The sequence below is a fragment of the Roseburia sp. AM16-25 genome, from assembly GCF_003473825.1.
GTDB lineage: Bacteria > Bacillota > Clostridia > Lachnospirales > Lachnospiraceae > Pararoseburia > Pararoseburia lenta.
Genome location: NZ_QUCW01000002.1, coordinates 416,925 through 440,939, shown reverse-complemented (window position 1 = coordinate 440,939; position 24,015 = coordinate 416,925). Strand labels below are relative to the sequence as shown.

Sequence of the window (24,015 nt, the reverse complement as noted above, 5' to 3'; positions counted from 1 at the left end):
GACCTCTCTAATTATTTAAAGATTCTGAATTAAGCGAATTGTAGATCTTGATCTCTACCCTTCGGTTCTTTGCTCGTCCTTCTGCTGTCGAATTGTCTGCGATCGGCACGTAAGATCCTCTGCCGGATGACTTGATATGTGCCGGATCCAGTGTCGTATTGTCCCGGATATAATTTGCCACATTCAAGGCACGATACATGGAAAGGATATCATTGTCACTATACTGCTCTCCTGCCGCCGGTGGCACATTATCCGTGTGGCCTTCGATCTCGATCAGATTATTGGTGTAGTTATTAAGGATCACGGCGATCTTTTCCATGACCGGAAGAACTTCCTCCCGGATAGTCGCCTCACCGGAATTAAAGAGCAGGGCTCCGTTTAAATTGATCAGCGTGTAGTATTCATTGAACTCTACATCCACCTGATTCTCAAGACCATAGGATTGCAAAAGACGGCTGACCTGTTCTGCCATCTGCTCACTTTCCGTAAGCCCGGCATTTTCCAGTGTCTCCTGCGCTTCTTCTGTCGTCACCGTCGTATCCGGATTCGTAACCGAATCATCCGGTTCCTCGTCTCCCTTAGGAAGGGCTGAGGATGAATTGAAATAAATATCAAACTTTTCCAGCATGCTCACACCGGAAGATATCAATTCGCCATCTCCGATCGTCGAACCGCCCGACGGTAAAATACTAAAGGTACTCTGCAAAGACTGCACGACCATTTCAAACTTTTCTGTATCGACTGTTGACATAGAAAAGAGCAATACAAAGAAGCATAACAGCAAGTTCATCAGATCACTAAAGGTCGACATCCACGCTGGGGAGCCCTTTGGTGGATCCTCCTGTTTTGGTTTTGCCATTATGCCTCACCTCCGTCTTCACTACCGGCATTATCTCGGTCAGATGGTGCTAGGAATGACTTGAGCTTTTCTTCGATAACACGAGGGTTCTCTCCTGCCTGAATAGACAAAAGACCTTCTACGGTAATCTCTCGCATCATGATTTCCATATCATTGTTTACTTTTAATTTTGCTGCTGTCGGACCTGCCAGCCAGTTTGCAATCAAGGAACCATACAATGTTGTCAAAAGCGCTACCGCCATATTCGGTCCGATTGAAGATGAATCTGTTAAGTTCTTCAACATATTTACCAGACCAATCAACGTACCAATCATACCCCAGGCTGGACCAAGTTCTGCCCATTTCTCCCAGAAGCCAATGACCTTTTTATGTCTTGCTTCCAGATTAATCAAATCTGTTTCCAAAATACCACGCACAAGATCCGGATCCGTACCATCAACAACCAGATTGATACCTTTTTTTAAGAATTCATCATCCATATCGTGTGTCGCTTCTTCCAATGCCAGAAGGCCTTCTTTTCGAGATATATTGGATAAATTGATAATATTGGATATGACTTCCGATGCATCACCTACGGATGGTTCTTTCATCGCCAGTCCAATACTCTTTAGGCCGCCGATAAAATCCGCCAGCTTATGGGATGCCAAGGTACCCGCCAAGGAACCACCAATCGTAATAATAACAGATGGAAGATCCATAAAGTCCTCGACAATATTACCGCCGGACGACAAAATACCAAAGACAACCATGACCGCGCCTAAGATCAGACCGACTAACGATGCTATATCCAAACTATTCACCGCCTTACATATAAAATACTATATCTTGTGTTTTTTACACAAAAACCCATAGTTTCACGTTTATTTAATCTTACTAAATTTTATCTATCTTGTCTACTTGTAATTCCATTTATTTATCATATTTCTACACAAATTGCGATAATTTAAATAAAAAAAAGCCCACTTTATAGCAGGCTATTTTTTATACATTATCGTTTCAGATTAACCAGTTCTTCCAGCAATGTATCCGAAGTTGTAATAATTCGTGAATTTGCCTGGAAACCTCTCTGTGTCGTAATCATATCTGTAAACTGCTCAGAAAGATCAACATTAGACATTTCCAGCTGTCCTGTTGTCATGCTGCCGCCATCTGCTGTAACCTCAACACCAATACCATCGAAATCACCGGAGTTTAATGTTGTTCCATAACAGTTATTACCAAGACTTTCCAGACCGGATGCATTTGCAAACTGCGCTACCGGAATCTGTCCCAAAAGAACAGTATTACCGTTATCATAAGAACCATAAATCTTTCCGGTTCCATCAATTGATACTCCTGTTAACTGTCCGAGTTTCTTACCCGTGCCGTCTGTTGCCTTATCCGCAGATCCCTTTTCAAATTCTGCGGTAGAACTTCCACCATGGTTCTGGTTTAAAAGATGGCTGAAGTCAATGGAAATATCCTCAAAGTTATCACCCAGAAGTGACATATTTAATGAAACAGATGTCGTTCCTGCGGAATCGATAAAACGGAAAGTTCCGTCGCTGGTATTAAACTGCAAAGTATAATTTGTCGTATCATAGGTCAGGTTCAACATACCGGTTGTCGTATCTACTGCCAGTGTTCCGGATGCTGCCGTATCTGCATCGATACCATAGATATCTGCAATGGAACGGAAGGTCTGGTTGCCGGCGCCATCCGTAAAGTTGTAGCCCAGTTCACCGCCTACGGTGACCGGTGCGCCGTCTGCACCTGTGACCATGGTATAGGTCGTACCATTTTCCGTATAGGTAATGCTTGCCGGATTGGTAGAGTTGTCCAAGGTATAATTCTTGCTTACGGAGAAGGATTTTACCGCTGTGGTGTCGTTACCGAAGATCTGGTCAAGGGCATCACTGCCGGCTGCGTCCACCCCCTGCTTATCCAGCCACTCAGCAAGGATATCATTGTTATCACTGTCATAAATATTGGTCAGTTCCACGGAATATGTACCGGCATCCGTATCAACTGCCTTGTATGCAAATTTTGCAGTATAAGAATATCCCAGATTATCAAAGAAGGATAAGGTACGGACATAACCTGCATCGCTGGTCACGTTGGTATCGTTCTTATCGATCAATCCGGAAACGTTTGCCTTTGTTGTTGCCTCAGGTGAGCTTGTCATATTATCTGCCTGCATGATACGAAGGGCAGATACGGTATCCTTGCGGATATCCCCTGTCAGAGGATCTACCTGCCAGCCCATAACGGTATAACCGGTTGATGTCATGGCAAGGTTTCCCGCACCATCTAAGTAAAAAGATCCTGCTCTTGTAAAGAGATTTTCTGTTCCATTATTTACGATAAAGAAATTGGTAGAACTTCCGTTGGTCAGGCGGATATCCAGGGCATCGCCTGTGGATTGTGCTGCACCGGGAGAAGTGATGCTGACCTTTGTGGCTGCGGTAGAAACACCAAGACCTATCTGCATGGCATTTTTACCACCGGTCGTTGCCGTGGCTGCCGTAGCCCCTGATGTTGTCTGATACATAATATCAGCAAACGTCGTAGAAGACGCTTTAAAGCCAACTGTGTTGACATTTGAGATGTTATTACCAATAACATCCATCTTGGTCTGATGTGTTTTCAGTCCTGACACACCAGAATACAATGCTCTCATCATAATAAATGACCTCCTAATCGCTGTCTTGCCGTATCTGTCAGTCAACGGCATTAGCCTCCATAAGGTCCGGCTAAATAATTACAGCTCCGTCTATATTTGTAAATACATTTTCGTCAGACTCTGTCTGATCCATTGCGGTTACTACTGTCTGATTCGGGACATTTACAATAAATGCCAAAGAATCAACGATAACCAAGGATTCTTTTATTCCTTTTTCACTGGCTTTTGCCACTCCTGCTTCCAAGCGCTGGCTCTGGTCTGCGGATAAAGCGATATCTCTTTGTTCCAGGCGCATATTGGCATGCTTGGAAAACTTGAGTTCTGATGTCGACTCTGCCGTGCCACCCATCTGCTGTCGTAAGACATCTTCAAAGGAAAGTCCTGTGGTCTTTTCTTTTGTCTTATTATCCTGCGTCTTGAGATACTGACCGGTGACCTGCTCGATCGAGGTAAAGGAATTGTTGATCGGATTCATTTGCATCACGCTCCTTACTCTGTTGCAGTAGTTGTATCATCGGATGTGGTCGTATCATCTGTACTGTCCTTACCGGCTTCTGCTTCTGCATCTTTGAGTGCCTGTAAACGTTCTTCCAGTTTCTCCAGTGACTTGACCGTGTCAGCAGAAACAAATGATTTCTGTGAATCTGTCATTGCATCATAGAACTGTCTTGCTTCCTTGATCTTGTCCTCATCCGCTGTCGTAAGTGTGTAGACCGTCGGCAGTTTCTTGATCATATCTGCAAAAGTCTGTGCACTGAGCACGCCTTCATAATAATCGTCATCGCAAACACTATCCAGTGTATCGATACTGTATAATTTGTTGTTCACAGATAAGAACATCTTATTGTCTTCCGTCATCACATAATCTACTTTTCCGGAAATGTACTGATCGTCATCCAGTAAGATAACATACTTTCCGACCAGTGAGTTTGCCTCGATCGTAGACATCTGACTCTGTACGGACTGTACGGCTTCGATCTGTGAAAAAGATGCAAGTTCGGATACATACTCTGTATTGCTTGTCGGTTCCAGTGGATCCTGATACTGCATTTCAGCAACCAGTAACTTTAAAAACATCTCCTTGTCATAGGTGTTGGACTTGCTGTCCGTGTCTGTCTTTTTTGACTGACTTGCGCTGCTATCGACCACTTTACCATCTTTAATCTCCTGTACAAGTGCCATAAATCTCCTCCTTTCTCATATTCCTATGCGGTGTAATTGACGGTGTTACCCTGATCCCGCATCATCTTTGTTACTAATTCTTCCTCTTGTGTCATGAGTCCCTGTAGATCATCCAGATCATTCATATTCAGGTTTCTCATCTTTTTCGGACGTTGATTCTGTCCTTCCTGTCCCTGTTCCTGATTCTGCTGACCGGCTTCCAGATTTCTCTCAAATTCATGGGTTCCCACGGAAATCTCTACAGACTGTACCTTGGTCTGTGACTGGTTCATCTGCTCTTTTAACTGGAACATCTGATTTTCCAAGGCTTCCTTGACCTGCTCATTCTGTGTGTAGATATGAGCCCTGACCTGACCATTTTCCTCGGTCACTTCCATCAAGACCTTTCCCAGCCCCTCCGGGTGCAAAAGCATCTCAACCGTCGTCTTATCGCCATCCATCGTTGTGCGGCTTGCCTCAACGATCTGGTCGATGATGGACTGAACGGAAACGCTTTCTCCTGTAGGCAGTTCTACGGTCGGTTCCATGTGCGAGGCAAATTCCGTAATCGGACTTTCTGCCTGCATCGGTGTCAGATCCTGGGTCGGATGGATCTCAGTTTTTGTCTGCTGTTTTAAAAAAGCATCTGTGTCCTGATCTGTGGCATCTTCCTGCCCCTGATCGGTCTGCTTTTCGGTCGTCACATCCTTGGAACCTGCTGTTACAAGTTCGTCTGTCTCGTCCGTCTTAGTCGGTTCGATCGTTTCCTCTGTCGGGATCTCTACCTGCTCGGTCGCCTCTTCGGCTACCACCGTATCTTTGACGTCCTCTGTCTTTTGCATGGTTTCTTCTGCCCCCTCTGTTGCCTTGGCAGGTTCATGCAGATTGTCTGTCGTTCCTGCTTCCTCCACATCGGTCGTTACCAGTTCTGCCATCTGCTGTAAGTCTTCCATAGATATTCCAAGATCTTCCTGCAGTCCACCAGCCAGATCATTCACTTTTAAAACGATCTGTGGGAAAGCATCGCTTACAAGAAGACTTGCGGAATCCTCACTGCCGGACAACTTTGTTACCAATGCTGCCAGATTCGACTGATCTGTCAGATCAAGAAATTGTAATCCCAGATCTTCCATGGCTTTTTCAATCTGCTCATCTGTCACATCCAATTCGTCCTTGATAGCATCTTTGACATCCTTTGCAAAAGCATCGGTCTTGTCTTTGACGTCCTTTGTCTGGGCCATGCCTTTATCATCCTGCTTTGCAAGTGATACATCAGACCGCTTGTTCTCCATCTGCGGAGCACGTTCAATCTTACCGGCATTGTCTGCACTTTGTACTACCTGTGGTGCTATTGCAGAACTTTTTTGCATCTGCATCATCTGCCGGAAATCTCCACCGGATGCGTCTTTTGCACTCGTCTGCTTGGCATTTGCCACCGTAGCCGTCGGCATCAGGATATTTGCTATTCCTGTGCTTGTCATGGCATCTTCCTCCTTCCATATGCAGTTATCAATGTACCTGTCTCATAAGATGAGACTATATATTCTTAAGGCTCCATCAACTTGGTCACAGCCGCAGCCGTATCCGCATTCATGGCTCCCAGAATATCACCTCTGGATTGGGCATCCATAGCCCAAAGTATCTTGCCTACCAATGGCAGATCATCTGTCATTGTATCAAAAATAGCAGCTGCCTGTTTGGCTTTCATGGAAGAATACGTCGATGCATAAGACTTGATCTGTTCATCTTCCTGCAACTGTTCTACCACCTGCTTGTATATCTCTTCTGCCTTTTCCGGCTCGATACTCTCATAATATTCCTTATATGCACTTATATCGGGTGCATTGTCCGAAAAAACAACCTCTTGATAGAATTTTTCTTTTTCTTCTTCAAAAGCGGCTTCGTTTTCTTTATAGTTCTGCAGTTCCTGTGACTGCGCCTCTAAATCTGCCACATGGGCATCCGAGTCATCCTTGCTTGCCTTGACATCCGCCAGTTCCTTTTCCAGTTCCTTGATGCGTTTTACCGCATCCTCAACAGAATCATAGGCATAGGCTTCGTCCTCTTTTGCATATTCCTGCACATCCGGCAGGATCTTATTGATCACAGGTACATCCTTTAGAACCGGATATAAGACGGTCGAGCCAAAACCGCCGACATCCATCTTTACCAGCAATCCCAAGATCAAAAGCCACAATAATACGATAAAGACAGCCACAACGCCGATCAGGACTTTGCCGCCTAAGGTTTCTTCTTCCTCTTCGCCGTTTTCTTCTTTCTTTTCTTTCTTACGGGCGCGCTTTGCTTCCTTTGCCGCCTGTCTCTTTGCCTTCTTGTCTTCCTTTTCGTCTGCCATTCTTTTACTCCTGTTCTTCTTTGCTGTGATAGGTGTAACTTACCAGTTCATCCGTCATCTTGCCTTCTTCTGCCGCCAATTCTTCTTTGAAGGCTTCAAATGCTTTTTCCTTGAGGTTTTCATGGGTCTTTCTCTCTTTCATGACCTCATTCAAACGCTTTCTTGCCATCTCCAGATTTCGCTGTGCCGTGTGTACCGCGATCATCTGGTCGCGGATCATGGATTTAACGGAATCGCTTGCCCGCTTACAGGTCTGGATCTCTACGATGTCAAGTTTTGCACTTGTTAGTTCTTTTAATCTGGCTTCATAACCGGCTTTGCGGACAAAAAGTTTTTGCAGTTTTTCCTGTTCCTCCAAAAGCCTTGCATTGGCGATACCGTAAGCCACTTTTTCCTGTTCTTCCATCTTTTCTTTGATTTCCAGAATATTCTGCATGCGATATCTGAATTTTGCCATCTGCCGTCACTTCCTATATCTATGCACTCTCGCCGAACATCTGCTCCAGTGCGCCAACTACCTCGTCAAAATCAAACTTATCCTCTGTACTCTGGCAAAGGAAAGCATTGACCTGATCTATCTTTTCGATCGCATAATCGATATTGTTGTTGGATCCTGCCTTGTAAGCCCCGATATTAATCAGATCTTCCGCTTCCTGATAGGTTGCCATGACATTCTTTAATTTGCCCGCCATGGTCTTATGTTCCTTGGTCGCAATCGAACTCATGACACGGGAAATGCTTGCTAAGACATCGATCGCCGGATAATGGTTTTTCTGTGCCAGTTTTCTGGAAAGGACAATATGTCCGTCCAAAATACCACGCGCCGTATCCGTAATCGGTTCATTGAAATCATCGCCGTCAACAAGCACCGTATAAAGACCGGTGATCGATCCCTTATCGGAATTGCCGGCACGCTCTAAGAGTTTTGGCATCTCCGAATAAACGCTCGGCGGATAACCTCTTGTTACCGGCGGTTCTCCTGCCGCAAGACCGATTTCTCTTTGCGCCATGGAAAAACGGGTCAGCGAATCCATCATCAAAAGGACATCCTTGCCCTGGTCGCGGAAATATTCTGCGATCGCTGTTGCCGTCTTTGCCGCACATTTACGGATGGACGCCGTTTTGTCTGATGTCGCCACCACAACGACACTGCGCTTCATGCCTTCCGATCCCAAGTCCCTCTCGATGAACTCACGTACCTCACGGCCACGCTCGCCGATCAGGGCGATCACATTGATATCTGCCTTGGTGTTTCGTGCAAACATACCCATCAGGGTAGATTTTCCAACACCGGATCCTGCAAAGATACCGATTCTCTGTCCTTTGCCGACCGTGATCAGTCCGTCCACTGCCTTTACGCCCAGCGGCAATACCTGTGAAATGATCTCACGGTTCATAGGCTCCGGCGGCGTTGCGTCGACCGGATAACGCTGGGGCAGATAGAGGTCCTCTGCATCCGTCGGTCGTCCGATGCCGTCTAGGGTGTGCCCTAGAAGTTCGTCCCCGACCGGAATGGAAAGCGGTGCCTTGGTATTTTCAACAACCGCACCAATACCGATGCCATCGACACTGTCAAAGGGTGTCAGAAGCAGATGCTTATCACGAAATCCAACCACCTGTGCCATGACAGCCTGCGAACGGTCGCCTCCTACAAAAATACGGCATAGATCGTTCAACTTAGCATCCGGTCCGACAGACTCAATTGTGAGCCCCACCACTTTCGTGACGCGGCCCAGACAGTCAAAATATGTTTCATTTGTAAGTGCTAAATATTTGTTACGATCAATTTCCACCTTATATCTCCATTAACTAAGGGATTTTATATCCTTGATCAGATTGCGCATCTGGGTATCCATGCCACAATCAAAAAGTCCACCATCGGTCTCGATCATGCATTGCGTCTCATCCAAAAGCGGATCTAAGACAATATCTAAAGTCATGTCCTGCCCTACTTTTGCCTGTAACTCCTCTTTATGCGCACGTAAAAATTCCAGATTGGCTTCGCCGACACGGATCATAAACTCCTTACTGCCTTCTATGTTGGCAAGTGCCTGATCGACGGCATGCCAGATGATCTCTTTTTTATCTCCAAACTGCACCAGAAAAACTTTTTCTACCACATCACAGACCACATCCACCAACTCGTGCTCCATGTTCTTTTGTTTCTGGTCGTAGTCCGCCTGCAACTGCTCTTTTTCTGCCTGCATCCGGCTTTCTAATTCCCGCTGTCTGGCAGCGGCTTCCTGTAAGCCCTGCTCATAGCCCTCTTTTTGTCCTTCGGCTTCGGCATGGGACCGCATGGCATCTGCCTGTTCTCCTGCCTCTGCCAGGATAGCATCTGCCTGCTCTCTCGCCTCAGAAAGAATGGCATCCGCCTCTTCTTTTGCCTGTGCGACATAGTCTATCTCCGGCTCCGCTTCCTCTGCCTCCTCCGGCATCTGCTGGCCAAGACATTCTGTATCTTCATCCAGTGACTCCCCGTCCATAGGTACAAAGGCATCCTCAGAATTCAGTGCCTGCATCTGACGTTTTTTTTCTTCGCGTCGTCTCTCCTCGATCTTTTCTCCGACCAGTTCATTGGAGTCGATGACGCAGGTCTTTTGTTCTTCCTGTGGTGCCATCTGCACACGATATAATATATTAGACAACGAGTTCGTCACCTCCACCTCTGGAGATTACGATCTCAGCAGAATCCTCTAACTTGCGGATAATACCAACGATCTTCTGCTGTGCTTCCTCGACATCCTTCATACGGACAGGACCCATGAATTCCATATCTTCCTTGATCATGGTAGCCATACGTGAAGACATATTCTTGAAGATTGCAGCCTGCACTTCTTCGTTGGCACCCTTTAGGGCAACACTCAGATCACTGTTATCCACATCACGCATAACACGCTGAATGGCTCTGTCGTCCAGAAGCAGGATATCTTCGAATACAAACATCTTCTTGCGGATCTCGTCGGCAAGTTCCGGTTCTTCGATCTCGAGGGACTCCATGATACGCTTTTCTGTACCACGGTCTACGGTATTTAAGATTGCTACGATGGCATCCACGCCACCCGCGATCGTGTAATCCTGATTGATGAGGGATGATAACTTTCGCTCCAAGACGCGCTCCACCTCCTTGATGACTTCCGGTGAAGTACGATCCATGGTCGCGATACGTTTTGCCACATCTGCCTGCTTGTCCGGATCCAAAGCACCCAAGATCATGGATGCCTGTCCCGGTGACAGGTAAGATAAGATCATGGCTATGGTCTGTGGATGTTCATCCTGGATAAAGTTGAGCACCTGTGAAGGCTCTGTCTTTCGTATAAACTCAAACGGTCTTACCTGCAAAGAAGCCGTCAACTTGGTGATGACACGTGTTGCCTCATCAGCACCCAGTGCCTTCTCCAAAAGTTCTTTGGCATAACCGATACCACCTTCTGCGATATACTGCTGTGCCAGACAGACCTGATAAAATTCGTTGATCACGTCCTCTTTTAATTTTGGAGATACACTCTGTGTATTGGCAATCTCTAAGGTAAGTTCTTCGATTTCATCTTCTTTTAAATGTTTAAAAATGTCCGCAGATTTTTCTGGTCCTAATGTGATCAATAAGATTGCCGCTTTTTGCACACCGGATAATTCTTCATTTGCCATAATTAACCCCAATCATCATTTAACCAGTTGCGGAGCAAGGATGCTACCGCCTCCGGATTTTCATCTACAAATTTTTCTATCAGAACTCTCGCCTCAGACTTTTCATTGAAACCGATATCATCCAACTGGTCTTCCTGTGCCTCCAATAAAGATTCCACGGTAACTTCCTCGGCAAGGGCTTCTTCCTGCTGTGGGCGCATACTTCTGAATACCACAAAAGCAAGCATTGCAAAGATCAGCACTGCCAAGATGATCTGTAAATAATCCGTCCAGTCTCTGCCACTGCCCTCAGAATACTGGAACATCGGGATCTCATAGGCAACAATGGAAATATTGTCGGTAGAGATACCGGTCGCTTTGGATACCATATCATAAAAATCCTGATCCACATCCGTCTTTACACGGTCAGAATTCTGTGCCACAAATTCATCGAAGGTCATATTATCAAGCGTTCCGTCTGCCTTTAACTTGTCCTCGTTGTAGATCACCCGGTTGGTTGCAACAACAGTCAGGGAAGAATTGTCCAGATCGATCGTTCCGACTGCCTTTTCCGTTGTCGTGATCGTCTCGCTCGGCAGATAGTCCTCTGTAATGTCCGAAGTCGTAGAGGAAGTGATCGTACCGTCTTCCAAGACATAGGTCGTATCATCATCATTGGTATCGGTACCCGGTGTACCGCCGGCACCCGAGGTCGATTCGGAGGTAGACTCGGTACGGCTGTCCAGATAGCCCTGTGTCTGTCCGTCGTCAACATAGTAATGATAGTCCTCAACCTTTTGTTGATCGAAATTCATATCCAGATTCATACCCACTTCTACATTGTCATAGACATTGGTACCCAAGATAACGCTCTTGACCGCACTTGTCACATTGGCTTCTGCCTTTTGCTGGACTGTCAGATTGGAAGATGCCTTTCCCGCAGTCGAGGATTCATCTCCGCCGGAGAAAAGCGTATTGCCGTCTCCATCAATGATCTCGATATTTTCAGTCGACTTGTTGCCCAAAGCCGTTGCCACATAACGGGCGATACCTGCCGCCTGCTCCTCGCTCATATCATCACTCAGTTGCAGATTGATGCTGGCATATGCCTCCTCATCCTTGGAAAGGATGGTGCCGTCATCTGATGGCAGGGACAAGGTCACATATGCCTTGGATACATTGGAAATGGTCTCCAGATCATCCGCCATCTTTTCCTCTAAATATAACTGGTACTTTTTGTTCTTGTCCGCCTCAGTCGTACTAAAACTTCCATCGATGGCATCACTGATGCTGTAGCCGTCCGATGGGATGTCATTGCTTCCCAGGAGGATGGTCGCATTGGCACGGTCTTCCTGCTTGACCGTGTAGGTAAGACCGTCATCCGAAACTTCATAAGTGATACTGTTACTGTCTAAAAGATCCTTGACAGAAGATGCCTGTTTTGCCGAATCACAAGTGATCAGATTGACCATGGTCGGTCTTGTCATGACAAATCCCAAGATGGAAAATGCCACGGCAACGACAGCCGCGATACTGATAATCAGCACCTTTTGTCTGGTGCTAAAATTCTTCCACCACTCCACTATTCGATTTAATATCTGTTGTATTCTCTCAGGCATGACTTACTTCCTTCTATTCTTTAGATCTGCATATTCATAATCGTATTGTAACCGGAAATGAACTGGTTACGGACCGCAACTGTATATTGCAGTGCCAGATTCGCCTTCCGCTCTGCGATCAAAAGATCGTGCACATTGTCCGATTCTCCCAAAGCAAAGGATACCGCCTCAGCAGAGGCATTGTTCTGCAGACTGTTGGTATCATCCACCATTTTCATGGCATTGCTCAAAATAGTGTCAAAACTGCCGTCCGTAGCCGAAGTCTGGTTTGCCTGCCGGACCGAAGATTGATTGTTGGTTGTCTTGTAAAGCCCGTTTAAGGCTGCTGCTGATGTAACGTCCATTATTTTCTCCTAATGCATTATGACTGACCGATGTTAAGTCCCGCCTGTACCATAGACTTCATGGCATTAAAAGCGGTCGTGTTTGCCTCATAGGCGCGGCTGCTGTCGATCAGATTGGTCATCTCGGTTACCGTATTGACATTTGGATAAGAGACATAGCCATTCTCATCCGCATCCGGATGGGACGGATCATACTCCATGGTAAAATCAGTCTCATAATCCTCTGTCACGGAAGCGACCTTGACACCATTGCCCTGAAACTTCTTGGTATCAGATAAGATATCTGAAAACGACGGTGTGATCTCCTTTTCCTGAAAAGTGACGATCTTACGCCTGTAAGGCGTCCCGTCCTCGGTCCTTGTTGTATTTACATTTGCGATATTCTCTGCGATCGTATCCATACGGAAACGCTGTGCGCTCATGCCGGATGCGCAGATGTCAAATGATTGAAATAATCCCATGGTCTACCTCCTTATGGTGTCTGCATTGCCGTGTTCATGCGGGTAAATTCATTGCTGACCGCAGACGTCAATGTCTGATAGCGTAACTGTTCCGATGCCAGTTCCACATTTTCTGTATCAATATCTACATTGTTGCCATCCAAGCGGTAGGAATAAGACGCATAATCAGTATAAGTCCTGCCTTCCAACTTGTTTAAGGACACATTGTCCACGGCTTTTTGCAGGGTATCATACTTAGAACTTTTGAGTTCTCTCTTTAAGACATCTTCAAATGCAACATCCTGTCTCTTGTAGCCGGGCGTGTCAACATTAGCGATATTGTTGCCGATCACCGTCTCGCGCGTCCAACTGGCATCTGCTGCCCGATCTAGCACATTGATATAACTAAAGGCATTTGAATTGATCATACTCCTACCTCCTTTTGGTACATACTTAGCCTAATCTTATTATATTATAAATTATATCTATGAAAACACAAGTGTTTTTTACATGATATTGTGTCATTTTCTAAAGGGCGACACAAGTATTTGTAAAAAAAGAAAAGGAACCTACGGTCGTCCATAAGTCCCTTTTACTATCATCCATCCTTGCTCTATGCAGTTTAACTATTGCGTCTGACCTTGTCCAACTCATCAAACACAGCATCATTTAATACCTTGATGTAGGTTCCCTTCATACCGGATGACCGGGATTCGATCACGCCGGCGCTCTCAAACTTGCGGAGTGCATTGACAATCACTGATCTTGTGATTCCTACACGATCTGCAATCTTGGAGGCTACCAGGATTCCTTCCTCTCCCTCCAGTTCATCAAAGATATGAATGATGGCTTCCAATTCAGAAAATGAAAGCGTACTGATCGCTGACTTCACGATCTGTATCTTGCGGTTCTCCTCTGCATTCTCTTCATTGACAGACCGCATCATTTCCAGTCCGACAACGGTCGTTCCATACTCGCATAAAATGATATCGTCGATATCATATGGCTTGTCATAACGATATACAAAAAGTGTTCCCAATCGCTCACCCGCAATATCCAGCGGTGCGATGATGGCAGAATAACGATTGATATCTGCCCCCTCAAAGCCCAGAGTCTGTAAGTTAACATTCTCCTTGGTGGATAAGATGCCGAGCAGACGCTCGTTCAACATCGGATCAATAAAACCGCCTACCTCATCAACAATGAGTTCGGTGATGTCCGGTGTAGACTTGCTGTGGCTGACACCTAAGACCTTGCCCTTTTTACTGATAACCAGGATACAGGAATCCAGGATCTCGGTCAGAACCTGACAGATATCGTTAAATACTACTTTTGAGGAATTGTTATTATGCAATAATTTGCCGATCTTCCTCGTCTTATCTAATAATTGAACGCTCATGTTCTTCCTCCTCGCGCAACATACTACATTTCCTAATAACTAAAGAGATTTTAGCACAATAGCATAACAATTACAAGAGTATTCTGAAAACTCCATATACTTATACAAATTGTGTCACACGAGAGAATATTTTAAATTAAGCCTCGTCTTTATCCGCTGTCTCGACATGCCGACATTCCTCATTGGCACATACGAGTTTGCTGCCCTTGCGTACCATATAGGAACCGCACTCCGGACATGGCTTTGCCACCGGACGTGCCCATGACATGAAATCACAGTTTGGATTGTCCTCACATCCGTAAAATCTTCTTCCCTTTTTGGACTTTTTCATAACGATGTCTTTGCCACACTTCGGACATGCCACACCGATCTTTTCCAGATACGGCTTGGTATTGCGGCAATCCGGGAATCCCGGGCAGGCTAAGAACTTGCCATGCGGTCCGTATTTTACAACCATATTTCTGCCACATTCCTCGCAGACAACATCCGTTACTTCATCCTCGATCTTGACCTTTTGTAACTGGCTTTCCGCGATCTCAACAGCTTCCTCCAGATCCGGATAGAAGTTGCTGATGACTGACTTCCAGTTGACGGTTCCCTCTTCTACCTCATCCAAAAGTCCTTCCATATTGGCGGTAAAGTGTTCATCCACGATGGACGGGAAAGATTCTTTCATAATGCCGTTGACCACTTCACCAAGTTCTGTCACAAAGATATTCTTTGCTTCCTTTGTGATATAGCGACGCTTCAAAAGGGTCGAAATGATCGGCGAATAAGTACTTGGTCGTCCAATGCCAAGTTCCTCTAAGGTGTGTACCAGCGATGCCTCTGTAAAATGTGGTGCCGGCTGGGTAAAATGCTGCTTTTCTTCAAAGGACGAAAATCCCAATTTTGTATCTTCATGTAATCCGTGCGCACTGAGTTTCTTGTCGTCCTTCTCCTCATCGGAAGCCGTATATACTAACATAAAGCCGTCAAAAACGCGCTTGGAATCTGCTACGGTAAAACGATAATCGCCTGCTGCGATCTTTACATTGACAGTCTCATAGACAGCACTGCTCATCTGGCTTGCCACAAAACGCTTCCAGATCAACTGGTAGAGACGGAACTGGTCTCTGGATAAGGAGTCCTTGATCTCGGACGGCAGTCTTGTGATATCGGAAGGACGGATCGCCTCATGGGCATCCTGTACTTTTGTCCCGTTTGCCTTTGCCTTGGCAGCCCCTTCCTGCAAATAATCCTCTCCATAATTCTGTGAGATAAAGTCAACCGCTGCGCTCTTTGCCTCATCCGATACACGGGTGGAATCCGTACGCAGATAGGTGATCAGACCAACTGTGCCGTTGCCCTTGACGTCCACACCTTCGTATAACTGCTGGGCGATGCGCATGGTCTTCTGGATAGAAAAGTTCAGTGCCTTGGAAGCCTCCTGCTGTAAGGTAGAGGTCGTAAATGGCAGAGGTGCCTTTTTCTCTCGCTTGCCCGTCTTTACAGACTCTACCCGGTAACTTGCCGACTGCAGTTGGTCCATGATCTTGTCTAAGGACGCCTTGTCGCCGATATCCAGTTTGCCATTCTTGTCGCCATAGAACCTTGCCACAAATTGCTTCTTGGCATCCAGATTATCCAAAACGACATCTAGGGTATAATACTCCTGTGGGATAAATGCCTCGATCTCCGCCTCACGGTCGCAGATAATACGCAGTGCTACCGACTGCACACGTCCGGCTGAAAGCCCTCTTTTGACCTTTGCCCAAAGCAGGGGACTGATCTTGTAGCCCACCATACGGTCTAACATTCTTCTTGCCTGCTGTGCATCCACCAGATTCATATCGATCTGACGCGGATTCTTCAAAGAATTTTTGACCGCCGTCTTTGTGATCTCATTAAAGGTGATACGCTCTACATCTTTGCCCTCTAATTTCAAGGCTTTTGTCAAGTGCCAAGAAATGGCTTCTCCCTCGCGGTCCGGGTCAGTTGCCAGATAGATGCGGTCTGCTTTTTTTGCTTCTTTTCTAAGTCCTGCTAAAAGTTCCCCTTTTCCTCGGATCGTGATGTATTTTGGTTCATAGTCATTGGACGGGTCAAAGCCCAGTTGTGACTTTGGAAGATCTCTGACATGTCCATTGGATGCCATGACCTCATAATTTTTCCCCAAAAATTTCTTGATGGTTTTTACTTTTGCCGGTGATTCCACGATCACAAGATATTTTGCCATTACTCTCTCCTTATATGTAATCCGCTATCGTAAGCGGACGTATTGATTCTTAAAACATTCCTGTAACATCTTCTTGTCACACAAGCGCATGATGACAGACAATAGATACAGGAGTTCCAATCCACTCTCCGCAAGCACCGTCTCAATGCTTTTGGGATAGAAATCAAAGCAACTATACACCAACAATTCATCTTTTTCAAGGATAATTTCATTTGCCTCAAAGGCATTGCCACAGGTCAGATCGCTAAAATGTGACTCCTCGATTTCCTCAATAAAGCCACTCAGCGATGTGATGATCCCCGCTCCCTGTGCGATCAGACGGTTGCATCCAGCACTCATGGCATCCGTGATCCGCCCGGGGATCACATAGATATCCTTGCCCTGTTCCAAGGCAAAATCCGTCGTGATCAAAGACCCGCTCTTTTCCTTTGCCTCTACAACGACCACATATTTTGCGATTCCACTGATCAGGCGGTTGCGCGGCGGGAACTGCTTGGCGATCGGCTGGCTGCCCATGGCATATTCCGACAAAAGGCAGCCGTTTTCCATGATGCGTCCATACAGGCTTCTGTTTTCTGTCGGATAACACACATCCACGCCACAGCCGAAGACCGCCATGGTCTTTTGTCCCGCCTGCAGACAGCCCTCATGGGCATAGGCATCAATCCCTCTTGCCATACCGCTGATCACCACATAGCCCTGCTTTCCCAAAAGATACGCCAGTTCCTGCGCCATCTTTTTGCCATAGGCACTACAACGTCTGGCACCGACGATGGCAACGATCTTTTTTGTCTGCGGGATCTGTCCCTTGACATACATGCCATAGGGCGCATCAAAGACCTCTTTTAAATAGTAGGGATATTCCGTGTCCTCAAGTGTCACAAAAGATGCCCCTGTCTGTAAAAATGTCTGATATGCCGTGTCAAGATCTGCCTTTTTCCTTTCCCTTAAAAAGATGTCCGCCTGCCTGGCGTCTAAAAGTCCGTCCTGGCGCAGGCATTTTTCGGACAGATCATATATGGCATGTGCACTCTTGTATCTTTCTAATAGGTTGCGCTTTGTCCGGTTGCTCAAGCCCTGCAGACACATCCACCAATATTTATATTTCATATCCCACTCTCCCAATAATTCTTTTGAATTCCACGATAACAGACCGCCTCCTGCAAATGGCTGACCGTGATCTTCTCACTGCCCTCCATATCCGCTATAGTCCTTGCGACACGCAGAAGTTTGTGATAGGTTCTTGCCGTTAATGCCAACTGCTCAAAGACAAGTTCCATATAGGCTTCCTCCTCCGTGCCCAATGCACAATACTCCTCCATCTTTTCTGCCGGGATCTGGCTGTTGAAACGGATTGATGTCCCTGCAAAACGTTCTCTTTGTAAGGCATGGATCCGACAGACCCTCTGGCGTATGGCAGCGGAAGACTCCTCACTATGATCGCTTTTTTGCAGATCATGAAAACCGACGCCCGCCGCCTCCACGCACAGATCGATGCGGTCTAAGAGGGGCTGGCTGAGTTTGCTATGGTAGCGCAACAAAGATTGTCTGGAGCAATGACATTTTGCCAGATCCGGGTAATAACCGCAGTTGCAGGGGTTCATGGCTGCCACAAGGACAAAATCCGCTGGAAAGCAATAATTTCCGATGACGCGCGCCACACATACCTGCTTGTCCTCCAGCGGCTGACGCAGGACTTCCAGCGTACTCTTTTTAAACTCTGTTAACTCATCTAAAAAAAGGACACCGCCATGCGCTAAAGAGATCTCCCCCGGATGCACCATACTGCCGCCACCGATCAGCCCCTGTTCCGTGATCGTATGATGGGGACTGCGGAAAGGGCGTTTTTGTATCAGCTGATCCATCCCCTTTAGGGCACCACACACACTGTAGATCTTGGATACTTCTAATTGTTCTTCCTGACTCATGGGCGGCAGGATGGTCGGGATGCATTTGGCGATCATGGTCTTGCCTGCCCCCGGCGGTCCTACCATAAGCATATTGTGCATACCGGAAATGGCAACCTCGCAGGCTCTTTTTAAGAGTCTCTGCCCATGGATCTGGGCAAAATCATAGGCCTTTTCCATAGTCTCTTTCTTGATCTCTTCCTTATTTTCTTCCTTATCTACGCTAACCTCTGCATCCCCACGCAGACAGGCTAATACCTCCTGCAAATGGGACAGACCAATCACCTGCATGCCCGGCACCAAGGATGCCTCCTTGACATTTTCTTTGGCAACGATACAGGTCTTTAAGCCTGCCTCCTTGGCACAGATGACCATGGGAAGAACTCCATTTATCCCAATGATCCTCCCTTCCAAAGAGATCTCCCCCGCAAAAAACATATCCTCTAATATGTCCGTCGGAAATACCTCCATGGCAGCCAGCACCGCAACGGCAACCGGCAGATCAAATCCGGATCCAGACTTTCTTATATTTGCCGGTGCCAGGTTGACCGTGATCCGCTTAATGGGCAGTTCGTATTGACAATTTTTCAGGGCGGTGCGCACCCGCTCCTTGGACTCACGAACTTCTGACGCTAACAGCCCCACCATTTCAAACATGGGCATACCATTGCTGATATCCGCCTCCACTGACACCAGACAGGCATCAATGCCGGACAAAACAGCCGTATGAACTACACTATACATAGACTCCTCCCTTTGTATTCTTCTCACTTGGAAAAACACCGCGAATCACGGTATAACGAAAAAAGATGAAATTATCATAACATAAATTTCACCTTTTTCAAGAAATAATTATGAATTTTTCAAAAGAGCCCCGCGTAATTTTTCCAAGGCTCTTTTTTCTATCCTCGATACATAAGAACGGGAAATCCCTAACTGTCCAGCGATCTCTTTTTGCGTCGCCGCACTTAGTCTGCCAATGCCATAGCGCTTGCAGATGATCTCCTGTTCTCTGGCGTTTAAGACCTGTGGCAGGATGTCACGCAGGCGAAGCAGATCATTTTGCTGATCCATCATGGCTGCGATATCCATAGGCTCCTGCTCTAAGATATCATACAAACTGATCTGGTTGCCTTCCTTATCGCTTCCGATCGGTTCAAAGAGGGAAACATCCTTTGCCTGTTTCCTACGCCCGCGGAAATACATCAGCAACTCATTATCGATGCACCTTGCTGCATAGGTGACCAGTTTGTATCCCTTGGTCCCGTCGTAGGTATCGACTGCTTTCAACAGTCCGATCGTCCCAATGGATACCAGATCCTCGGGATCTTCGCCCGAACCATAGTATTTCTTAGCGACATGTGCGACTAAACGCATATTGTGCTCGATCAGACTGGACTTTGCCGTCAGATCTCCATCCGCCATCTGTCGCAAAAGTTTTGCTTCCTCTTCTGTGCTCAGGGGGGATAAAAATGTTTTCATGTCGCCTCAGAAAATCATTTTTTATATTGTATGTGCGCATCCCCCTGCAAGTGCCTTTCCACTCCAAAATTTAGCGGATCAATCCGGTTAAGCCAATCTTTTTATGCACCTTGCGCAAGGTCTTATTGGCAAAATATGCTGCTTTCGCATCATTTTCCTTGATACAGCCGTCAATGTAAGCCTTATCCTTTAAGAGTTCCTCATAACGCTTTTGCAGTGGTGCCAATTCATCTGCAACCGTCTCACCGACTGCCAGTTTGAAGTCTCCATAACCTTTTCCGGAAAATTCTGCACTGATCTCGTCATAGGTCTTTCCGGTAATGCAGCCGTAGATCTCCATCAGGTTGCTGATGCCCGGCTTGTCCTCTCCATAGCGGACTTCTGCCTCTGAATCAGTCACGGCACGTTTGAACTTTCGGATAATGGTGTCCTTGTCGTCCAAAAGCAAAATAGTCGCATTGACATTTTCATCGGACTTTGACATCTTCTTGGTCGGATCCTGCAAACTCATGACCTTGGCACTGTTCTGTCCAAAATATGCCTCAGGAATGGTAAATACCTCACCATATAAATTATTGAAACGTTCTGCAATATCCCTGGTGATTTCCAGATGCTGTTTCTGATCAACACCGACTGGTACAACATCTGCCTGATACAAAAGGATATCTGCTGCCATCAGTACCGGATAGGTATAAAGTCCGGCATTGATGTTGTCCGCATGTTTGGCTGCCTTATCCTTAAACTGGGTCATACGGTTCAACTCGCCCATATAGGTAAAGCAGTCCAGAACCCATGCCAACTGTGCATGTGCCGGCACATGGGACTGATAATAGATGCAGTTCTTCTCCGGATCAAGACCGGCTGCCACATAGAGGGCATATAATTTTCTGGCATTCTGACGAAATTCTGTCGGATTCTGACGTACCGTCAAAGAATGCAGATCCATGACACCATAAAAACATTCGTAATCATCGCAAAGGCTGACCCAGTTCTTGAGTGCTCCCAAGTAGTTGCCCAAAGTCAAAGTTCCTGTTGCCTGCATTCCACTGTATAATACCTTTTTCTCTTTTTCCATTTTGTCCTTCCTCTCTTTTCTATAAAATCTATGCATTATGCAAAACTTGATGTCTCACATAAGAAAATGTTTCTTCCTCGCCCTTTTCTGCTAGCATGACAAGCAGTTTTTCCAATAATTCCGCTGTCTTTGGATGCATGATGTATTTATGGCATCCCTTCTTATAATACTCCAGTGCACTGGCATCCGTATAGGCATCTTTCATATAATTGCGGCTGGCAGCAATCCGGTCGACAAACATCTCAACGACATACTGTGTCGGCATTTCCATACCGACCATGCCTTCCCCGGGATTTAGGCTATAGTCGATCCAGTATTCAAAATGATGTTTGTTGCGTCCTTTGTGATGCAGCCATGCCATCGATACGCCTGTGGCTTCCCGCTCCGCATTGTTGGGACTGCGGTCGCCCTGATAGTAGCGGCAGCCGACTAAAAACTCGACCGGGGCATACTTGGACAGATCATGCAAAAGTCCCTGTTTATATAAACCTAATTTAAAACAATAGCCCATGACCAGATGTCTGTGATGGGTGATCGTCTTAAAGTGCTCTAACGCTTTCATTATACTCCTTTCCCTGCTCCGCGCAAGAAATCAAAATACTGATGGATTGCGGTGCCACCTCCACATGTCCCTGCTCCTCTAAAGCGACCGGCTCAAAGGTCTGCCCTATATGATCAGCCGTATTCATGACCTGCATCCAGCGTTTTTCCTGCGACAGACGCGGCAAGGCGATCCTTGCTCTTTCATAATGAAAATTATATGCCACATAGACATCTTCTGCTTCCCCTGCATAGGCTCCGGCATAAAGGATGCCAATGGCTTTTTGCTCATCCCCGACCTGCATGAGCCATGGTTCTGCACCATGATAAGACAGATCCGGCATGCCCAGATGCTTGTAATCGTTAAAACACATGGCATTTTCCTGTCGCAGCACGCGGTGTTCTTTTCGGAAAGCGATCAGATTTTTTACAAAAATGCCTAACGCCTTGGCATCCGAAGACCGGTTCTGATACTGTACCCAGCCAATGCGATTGTCCTGACAATAAGGATTGTTATTGCCCTCCTGGGAATTGAGGCACTCATCCCCGCCCACAAGAAGCGGTACTGCCTGTGATAAAAAGGTCATACATAATCCGTTTTTGACCTGTTGGAAGCGCATCTTCTGGATCTGTTTGTTCTTGGTCGCACCCTCTGCGCCGTAATTAAAACTACAATTAAAATTGTTACCGTCTCGGTTTTCCTCGCCGTTGTCCCGGTTGTGCTTTTCCCCATAACTGTAGGAATCCAGCAGGGTAAAACCTGTCGTATTCGCCATATAATTGACAAATCCATAGGAGACATTCTGTCTGCGCAAATAATTGGTAAACTGCACCATAGACCCCTGCATGTGATTTTGTAATTGACGGCCTACATATTGAAAATCATCTTTATACAAAAAGATGTGTTTTTTCCCTTTTTGTTCCTGCAAGATCTCCTCCGGCAGGTTTTCGCAAAAGATCTTGGTATGACGGAAACGATAGGATCCTGCGATCCGCTTGATCGGGATATTACAGCCCAGCAGGTGGAAACCATCCACGCCATAATATCTTACCCAATACCAGAGACAATCCAGCATCATGTCCTGGGAAACCTCTGATGCAAATGCCATTTCCAGAATCACTTCCATGCCCGCTTCGTGGATCTTTTGGATCATAACCCGGCACCGCTCTACGGCATGTCGGCCGCCAAAATAGGATGCCTTTGGTGCAAAATAATAAGCATTGCCATAGCCCCAGTAATTGGTCTTATCCAATGTCTGCCACCGGGTGTGGCTGATTCCCTTTTCGTCCAGAAGCGTTTTCTTTTCACAAAAGACTTCTTCAAATTCGTAGATGGGCTGAAATTCTATGGATGTCACTCCAAGTCTCTGCAGATAAGGAAGTCCGGCGATCAGTCCGGCATCATTGCCCTTTTCGGATGCCTTATAGCCATGCTGCATGGTAAAGCCACGCATATGTAACTTATACATGACCATATCCCCCGCCTCAATAAAATGCCGGGGTGCTGCAATCTCCTGCCCACCGGATACAAAGCCGCCATATAGACCGTCATCTGCTCCGATGCGCGATGCATCCTTCCACTTTTCACGCCCTACAATGCTTCTGGCATAGGCATCAACAAAAAAGTGCTCCCCACACCGGATCCGATAACAGCAGCGTTCCCAATGCTTACCCAAGATCTCTACCGAATAGACCTGTCCGATCCGATATGCCTCGGACAAATCTATTGTTTGGATCAGTTTCTTGGATCTACGGTCATACAAACAGATGGCGCAAGGCTGGTCCTCTCTTACAAAAAAGGTAAACATCATGCCGTCTGCTGTTTCTTTTGTACCATAACTTTCAAAATCTCCGATTCTTATTTTCATATGCCCCTTCTTACGCTTGCTTAAAACTCTCAAAAATCTCTATTCATTATACTTGAAATGTTGCTTTTTTCCAAATCCTTTCGTATAATCTTGTTTGTTTCTATAAGATATCATACAAAAAACAAGAAAAGGAGACGGTTATGGCAAAAGACGAAGTTTTTCCGGTAGATGAAAATGATGATGATGTGGTAGTGACCATCGAAATGGATGACGGTTCTGAGGTGACCTGTGAGATCCTGACCATCTTTGATGTCAAGGATCAGGATTACATCGCCCTTCTTCCTTATGAGGAAAACGGCAAGGAAGTCACAGACGATACTGTTTATATCTATCGTTATCACGAAGCAGAAGATGGTACACCTGCCTTAGAAAATATCCAATCTGATGAGGAGTACGAGGCTGTGGAAGAACGCTTCGACGAACTCTTAGATGAGGCTGAATTTGACGACATGGACTAA

Annotated in this window: 24 protein-coding genes; 1 reads left to right on the top strand and 23 read right to left on the bottom strand. The window is 46.2% G+C overall.

The window, feature by feature from the left end:
* Positions 1-7 precede the first annotated feature (7 nt).
* The 23 genes from DW183_RS06015 to DW183_RS05905 form a co-directional block, all read right to left on the bottom strand.
* Complete coding sequence (locus tag DW183_RS06015; RefSeq protein ID WP_118281074.1) at positions 8-859, bottom strand: OmpA/MotB family protein; 852 nt, start codon at positions 857-859, stop codon at positions 8-10.
* Positions 859-1,650 (bottom strand): motility protein A, encoded by a 792-nt coding sequence (locus DW183_RS06010; RefSeq protein ID WP_118281073.1) that lies wholly within the window; start codon positions 1,648-1,650, stop codon positions 859-861. The genes DW183_RS06015 and DW183_RS06010 overlap by 1 nt, the downstream gene beginning before the upstream one ends.
* A 197-nt stretch (positions 1,651-1,847) precedes the next feature.
* The gene (locus DW183_RS12745) at positions 1,848-3,521 is read right to left on the bottom strand and encodes a flagellar hook protein FlgE (protein WP_118281072.1); all 1,674 of its coding nucleotides are present in this window, start codon (positions 3,519-3,521) and stop codon (positions 1,848-1,850) included.
* A 70-nt stretch (positions 3,522-3,591) separates the two neighbouring features.
* Positions 3,592-3,996 (bottom strand): TIGR02530 family flagellar biosynthesis protein, encoded by a 405-nt coding sequence (locus DW183_RS06000; protein ID WP_118281071.1) that lies wholly within the window; start codon positions 3,994-3,996, stop codon positions 3,592-3,594.
* Between the two features lie 14 nt (positions 3,997-4,010).
* The gene (locus tag DW183_RS05995; protein ID WP_118281070.1) at positions 4,011-4,703 is read right to left on the bottom strand and encodes a flagellar hook assembly protein FlgD; all 693 of its coding nucleotides are present in this window, start codon (positions 4,701-4,703) and stop codon (positions 4,011-4,013) included.
* Between the two features lie 23 nt (positions 4,704-4,726).
* Positions 4,727-6,163, bottom strand: coding sequence for a flagellar hook-length control protein FliK (locus DW183_RS05990; protein WP_118281069.1), 1,437 nt, complete (start codon positions 6,161-6,163; stop codon positions 4,727-4,729).
* 65 nt (positions 6,164-6,228) lie between these two features.
* Positions 6,229-7,038 (bottom strand): MotE family protein, encoded by an 810-nt coding sequence (locus tag DW183_RS05985; protein WP_118281068.1) that lies wholly within the window; start codon positions 7,036-7,038, stop codon positions 6,229-6,231.
* Between the two features lie 4 nt (positions 7,039-7,042).
* The gene (fliJ, locus tag DW183_RS05980; RefSeq protein ID WP_118281067.1) at positions 7,043-7,495 is read right to left on the bottom strand and encodes a flagellar export protein FliJ; all 453 of its coding nucleotides are present in this window, start codon (positions 7,493-7,495) and stop codon (positions 7,043-7,045) included.
* Between the two features lie 19 nt (positions 7,496-7,514).
* The gene (fliI, locus tag DW183_RS05975) at positions 7,515-8,825 is read right to left on the bottom strand and encodes a flagellar protein export ATPase FliI (protein ID WP_442969792.1); all 1,311 of its coding nucleotides are present in this window, start codon (positions 8,823-8,825) and stop codon (positions 7,515-7,517) included.
* Between the two features lie 18 nt (positions 8,826-8,843).
* Positions 8,844-9,686, bottom strand: a complete 843-nt coding sequence (locus DW183_RS05970; protein ID WP_243069522.1) for a FliH/SctL family protein — start codon at positions 9,684-9,686, stop codon at positions 8,844-8,846.
* Positions 9,679-10,686 carry a flagellar motor switch protein FliG gene (gene fliG, locus DW183_RS05965; RefSeq protein ID WP_118281065.1) on the bottom strand — a complete coding sequence of 336 codons (1,008 nt, stop codon included), beginning with the start codon at positions 10,684-10,686 and terminating at the stop codon, positions 9,679-9,681. Before fliG ends, DW183_RS05970 begins: the two co-directional genes overlap by 8 nt.
* A 2-nt stretch (positions 10,687-10,688) precedes the next feature.
* Positions 10,689-12,284, bottom strand: a complete 1,596-nt coding sequence (locus DW183_RS05960; RefSeq protein ID WP_118281064.1) for a flagellar M-ring protein FliF C-terminal domain-containing protein — start codon at positions 12,282-12,284, stop codon at positions 10,689-10,691.
* Positions 12,285-12,304: 20 nt separating this feature from the next.
* Entirely contained in the window at positions 12,305-12,628 is a 324-nt protein-coding gene (gene fliE / locus DW183_RS05955) for a flagellar hook-basal body complex protein FliE (protein ID WP_118281063.1), read from the bottom strand.
* 17 nt (positions 12,629-12,645) lie between these two features.
* On the bottom strand, positions 12,646-13,089 hold the full coding sequence (gene flgC / locus DW183_RS05950) for a flagellar basal body rod protein FlgC (RefSeq protein WP_118281062.1): 444 nt from the start codon (positions 13,087-13,089) through the stop codon (positions 12,646-12,648).
* Between the two features lie 11 nt (positions 13,090-13,100).
* A complete protein-coding gene (flgB, locus tag DW183_RS05945; RefSeq protein WP_118281061.1) occupies positions 13,101-13,496 on the bottom strand; it encodes a flagellar basal body rod protein FlgB in 396 nt (131 codons plus the stop codon).
* 194 nt (positions 13,497-13,690) lie between these two features.
* Positions 13,691-14,467, bottom strand: a complete 777-nt coding sequence (gene codY / locus DW183_RS05940) for a GTP-sensing pleiotropic transcriptional regulator CodY (RefSeq protein WP_118281060.1) — start codon at positions 14,465-14,467, stop codon at positions 13,691-13,693.
* Between the two features lie 136 nt (positions 14,468-14,603).
* Positions 14,604-16,685 (bottom strand): type I DNA topoisomerase, encoded by a 2,082-nt coding sequence (gene topA, locus DW183_RS05935; RefSeq protein ID WP_118281059.1) that lies wholly within the window; start codon positions 16,683-16,685, stop codon positions 14,604-14,606.
* Between the two features lie 24 nt (positions 16,686-16,709).
* Positions 16,710-17,795 carry a DNA-processing protein DprA gene (gene dprA / locus DW183_RS05930; RefSeq protein ID WP_118281058.1) on the bottom strand — a complete coding sequence of 362 codons (1,086 nt, stop codon included), beginning with the start codon at positions 17,793-17,795 and terminating at the stop codon, positions 16,710-16,712.
* Positions 17,792-19,336 carry a YifB family Mg chelatase-like AAA ATPase gene (locus DW183_RS05925; protein ID WP_118281057.1) on the bottom strand — a complete coding sequence of 515 codons (1,545 nt, stop codon included), beginning with the start codon at positions 19,334-19,336 and terminating at the stop codon, positions 17,792-17,794. The genes dprA and DW183_RS05925 overlap by 4 nt, the downstream gene beginning before the upstream one ends.
* Positions 19,337-19,444: 108 nt before the next feature.
* Complete coding sequence (gene sigK, locus DW183_RS05920) at positions 19,445-20,074, bottom strand: RNA polymerase sporulation sigma factor SigK (RefSeq protein ID WP_118281056.1); 630 nt, start codon at positions 20,072-20,074, stop codon at positions 19,445-19,447.
* 70 nt (positions 20,075-20,144) lie between these two features.
* Positions 20,145-21,149: a tryptophan--tRNA ligase gene (gene trpS, locus DW183_RS05915; protein ID WP_118281055.1), complete on the bottom strand. Its 1,005-nt coding sequence runs from the start codon at positions 21,147-21,149 to the stop codon at positions 20,145-20,147.
* 28 nt (positions 21,150-21,177) lie between these two features.
* Entirely contained in the window at positions 21,178-21,711 is a 534-nt protein-coding gene (locus tag DW183_RS05910) for a DUF5662 family protein (protein WP_118281054.1), read from the bottom strand.
* Entirely contained in the window at positions 21,689-23,557 is a 1,869-nt protein-coding gene (locus DW183_RS05905) for an alpha-amylase family glycosyl hydrolase (protein WP_118281053.1), read from the bottom strand. Before DW183_RS05905 ends, DW183_RS05910 begins: the two co-directional genes overlap by 23 nt.
* Before the next feature lie 140 nt (positions 23,558-23,697).
* Between DW183_RS05905 and DW183_RS05900 the strand changes: the two genes are divergently transcribed.
* A complete protein-coding gene (locus DW183_RS05900; RefSeq protein ID WP_118281052.1) occupies positions 23,698-24,015 on the top strand; it encodes a DUF1292 domain-containing protein in 318 nt (105 codons plus the stop codon).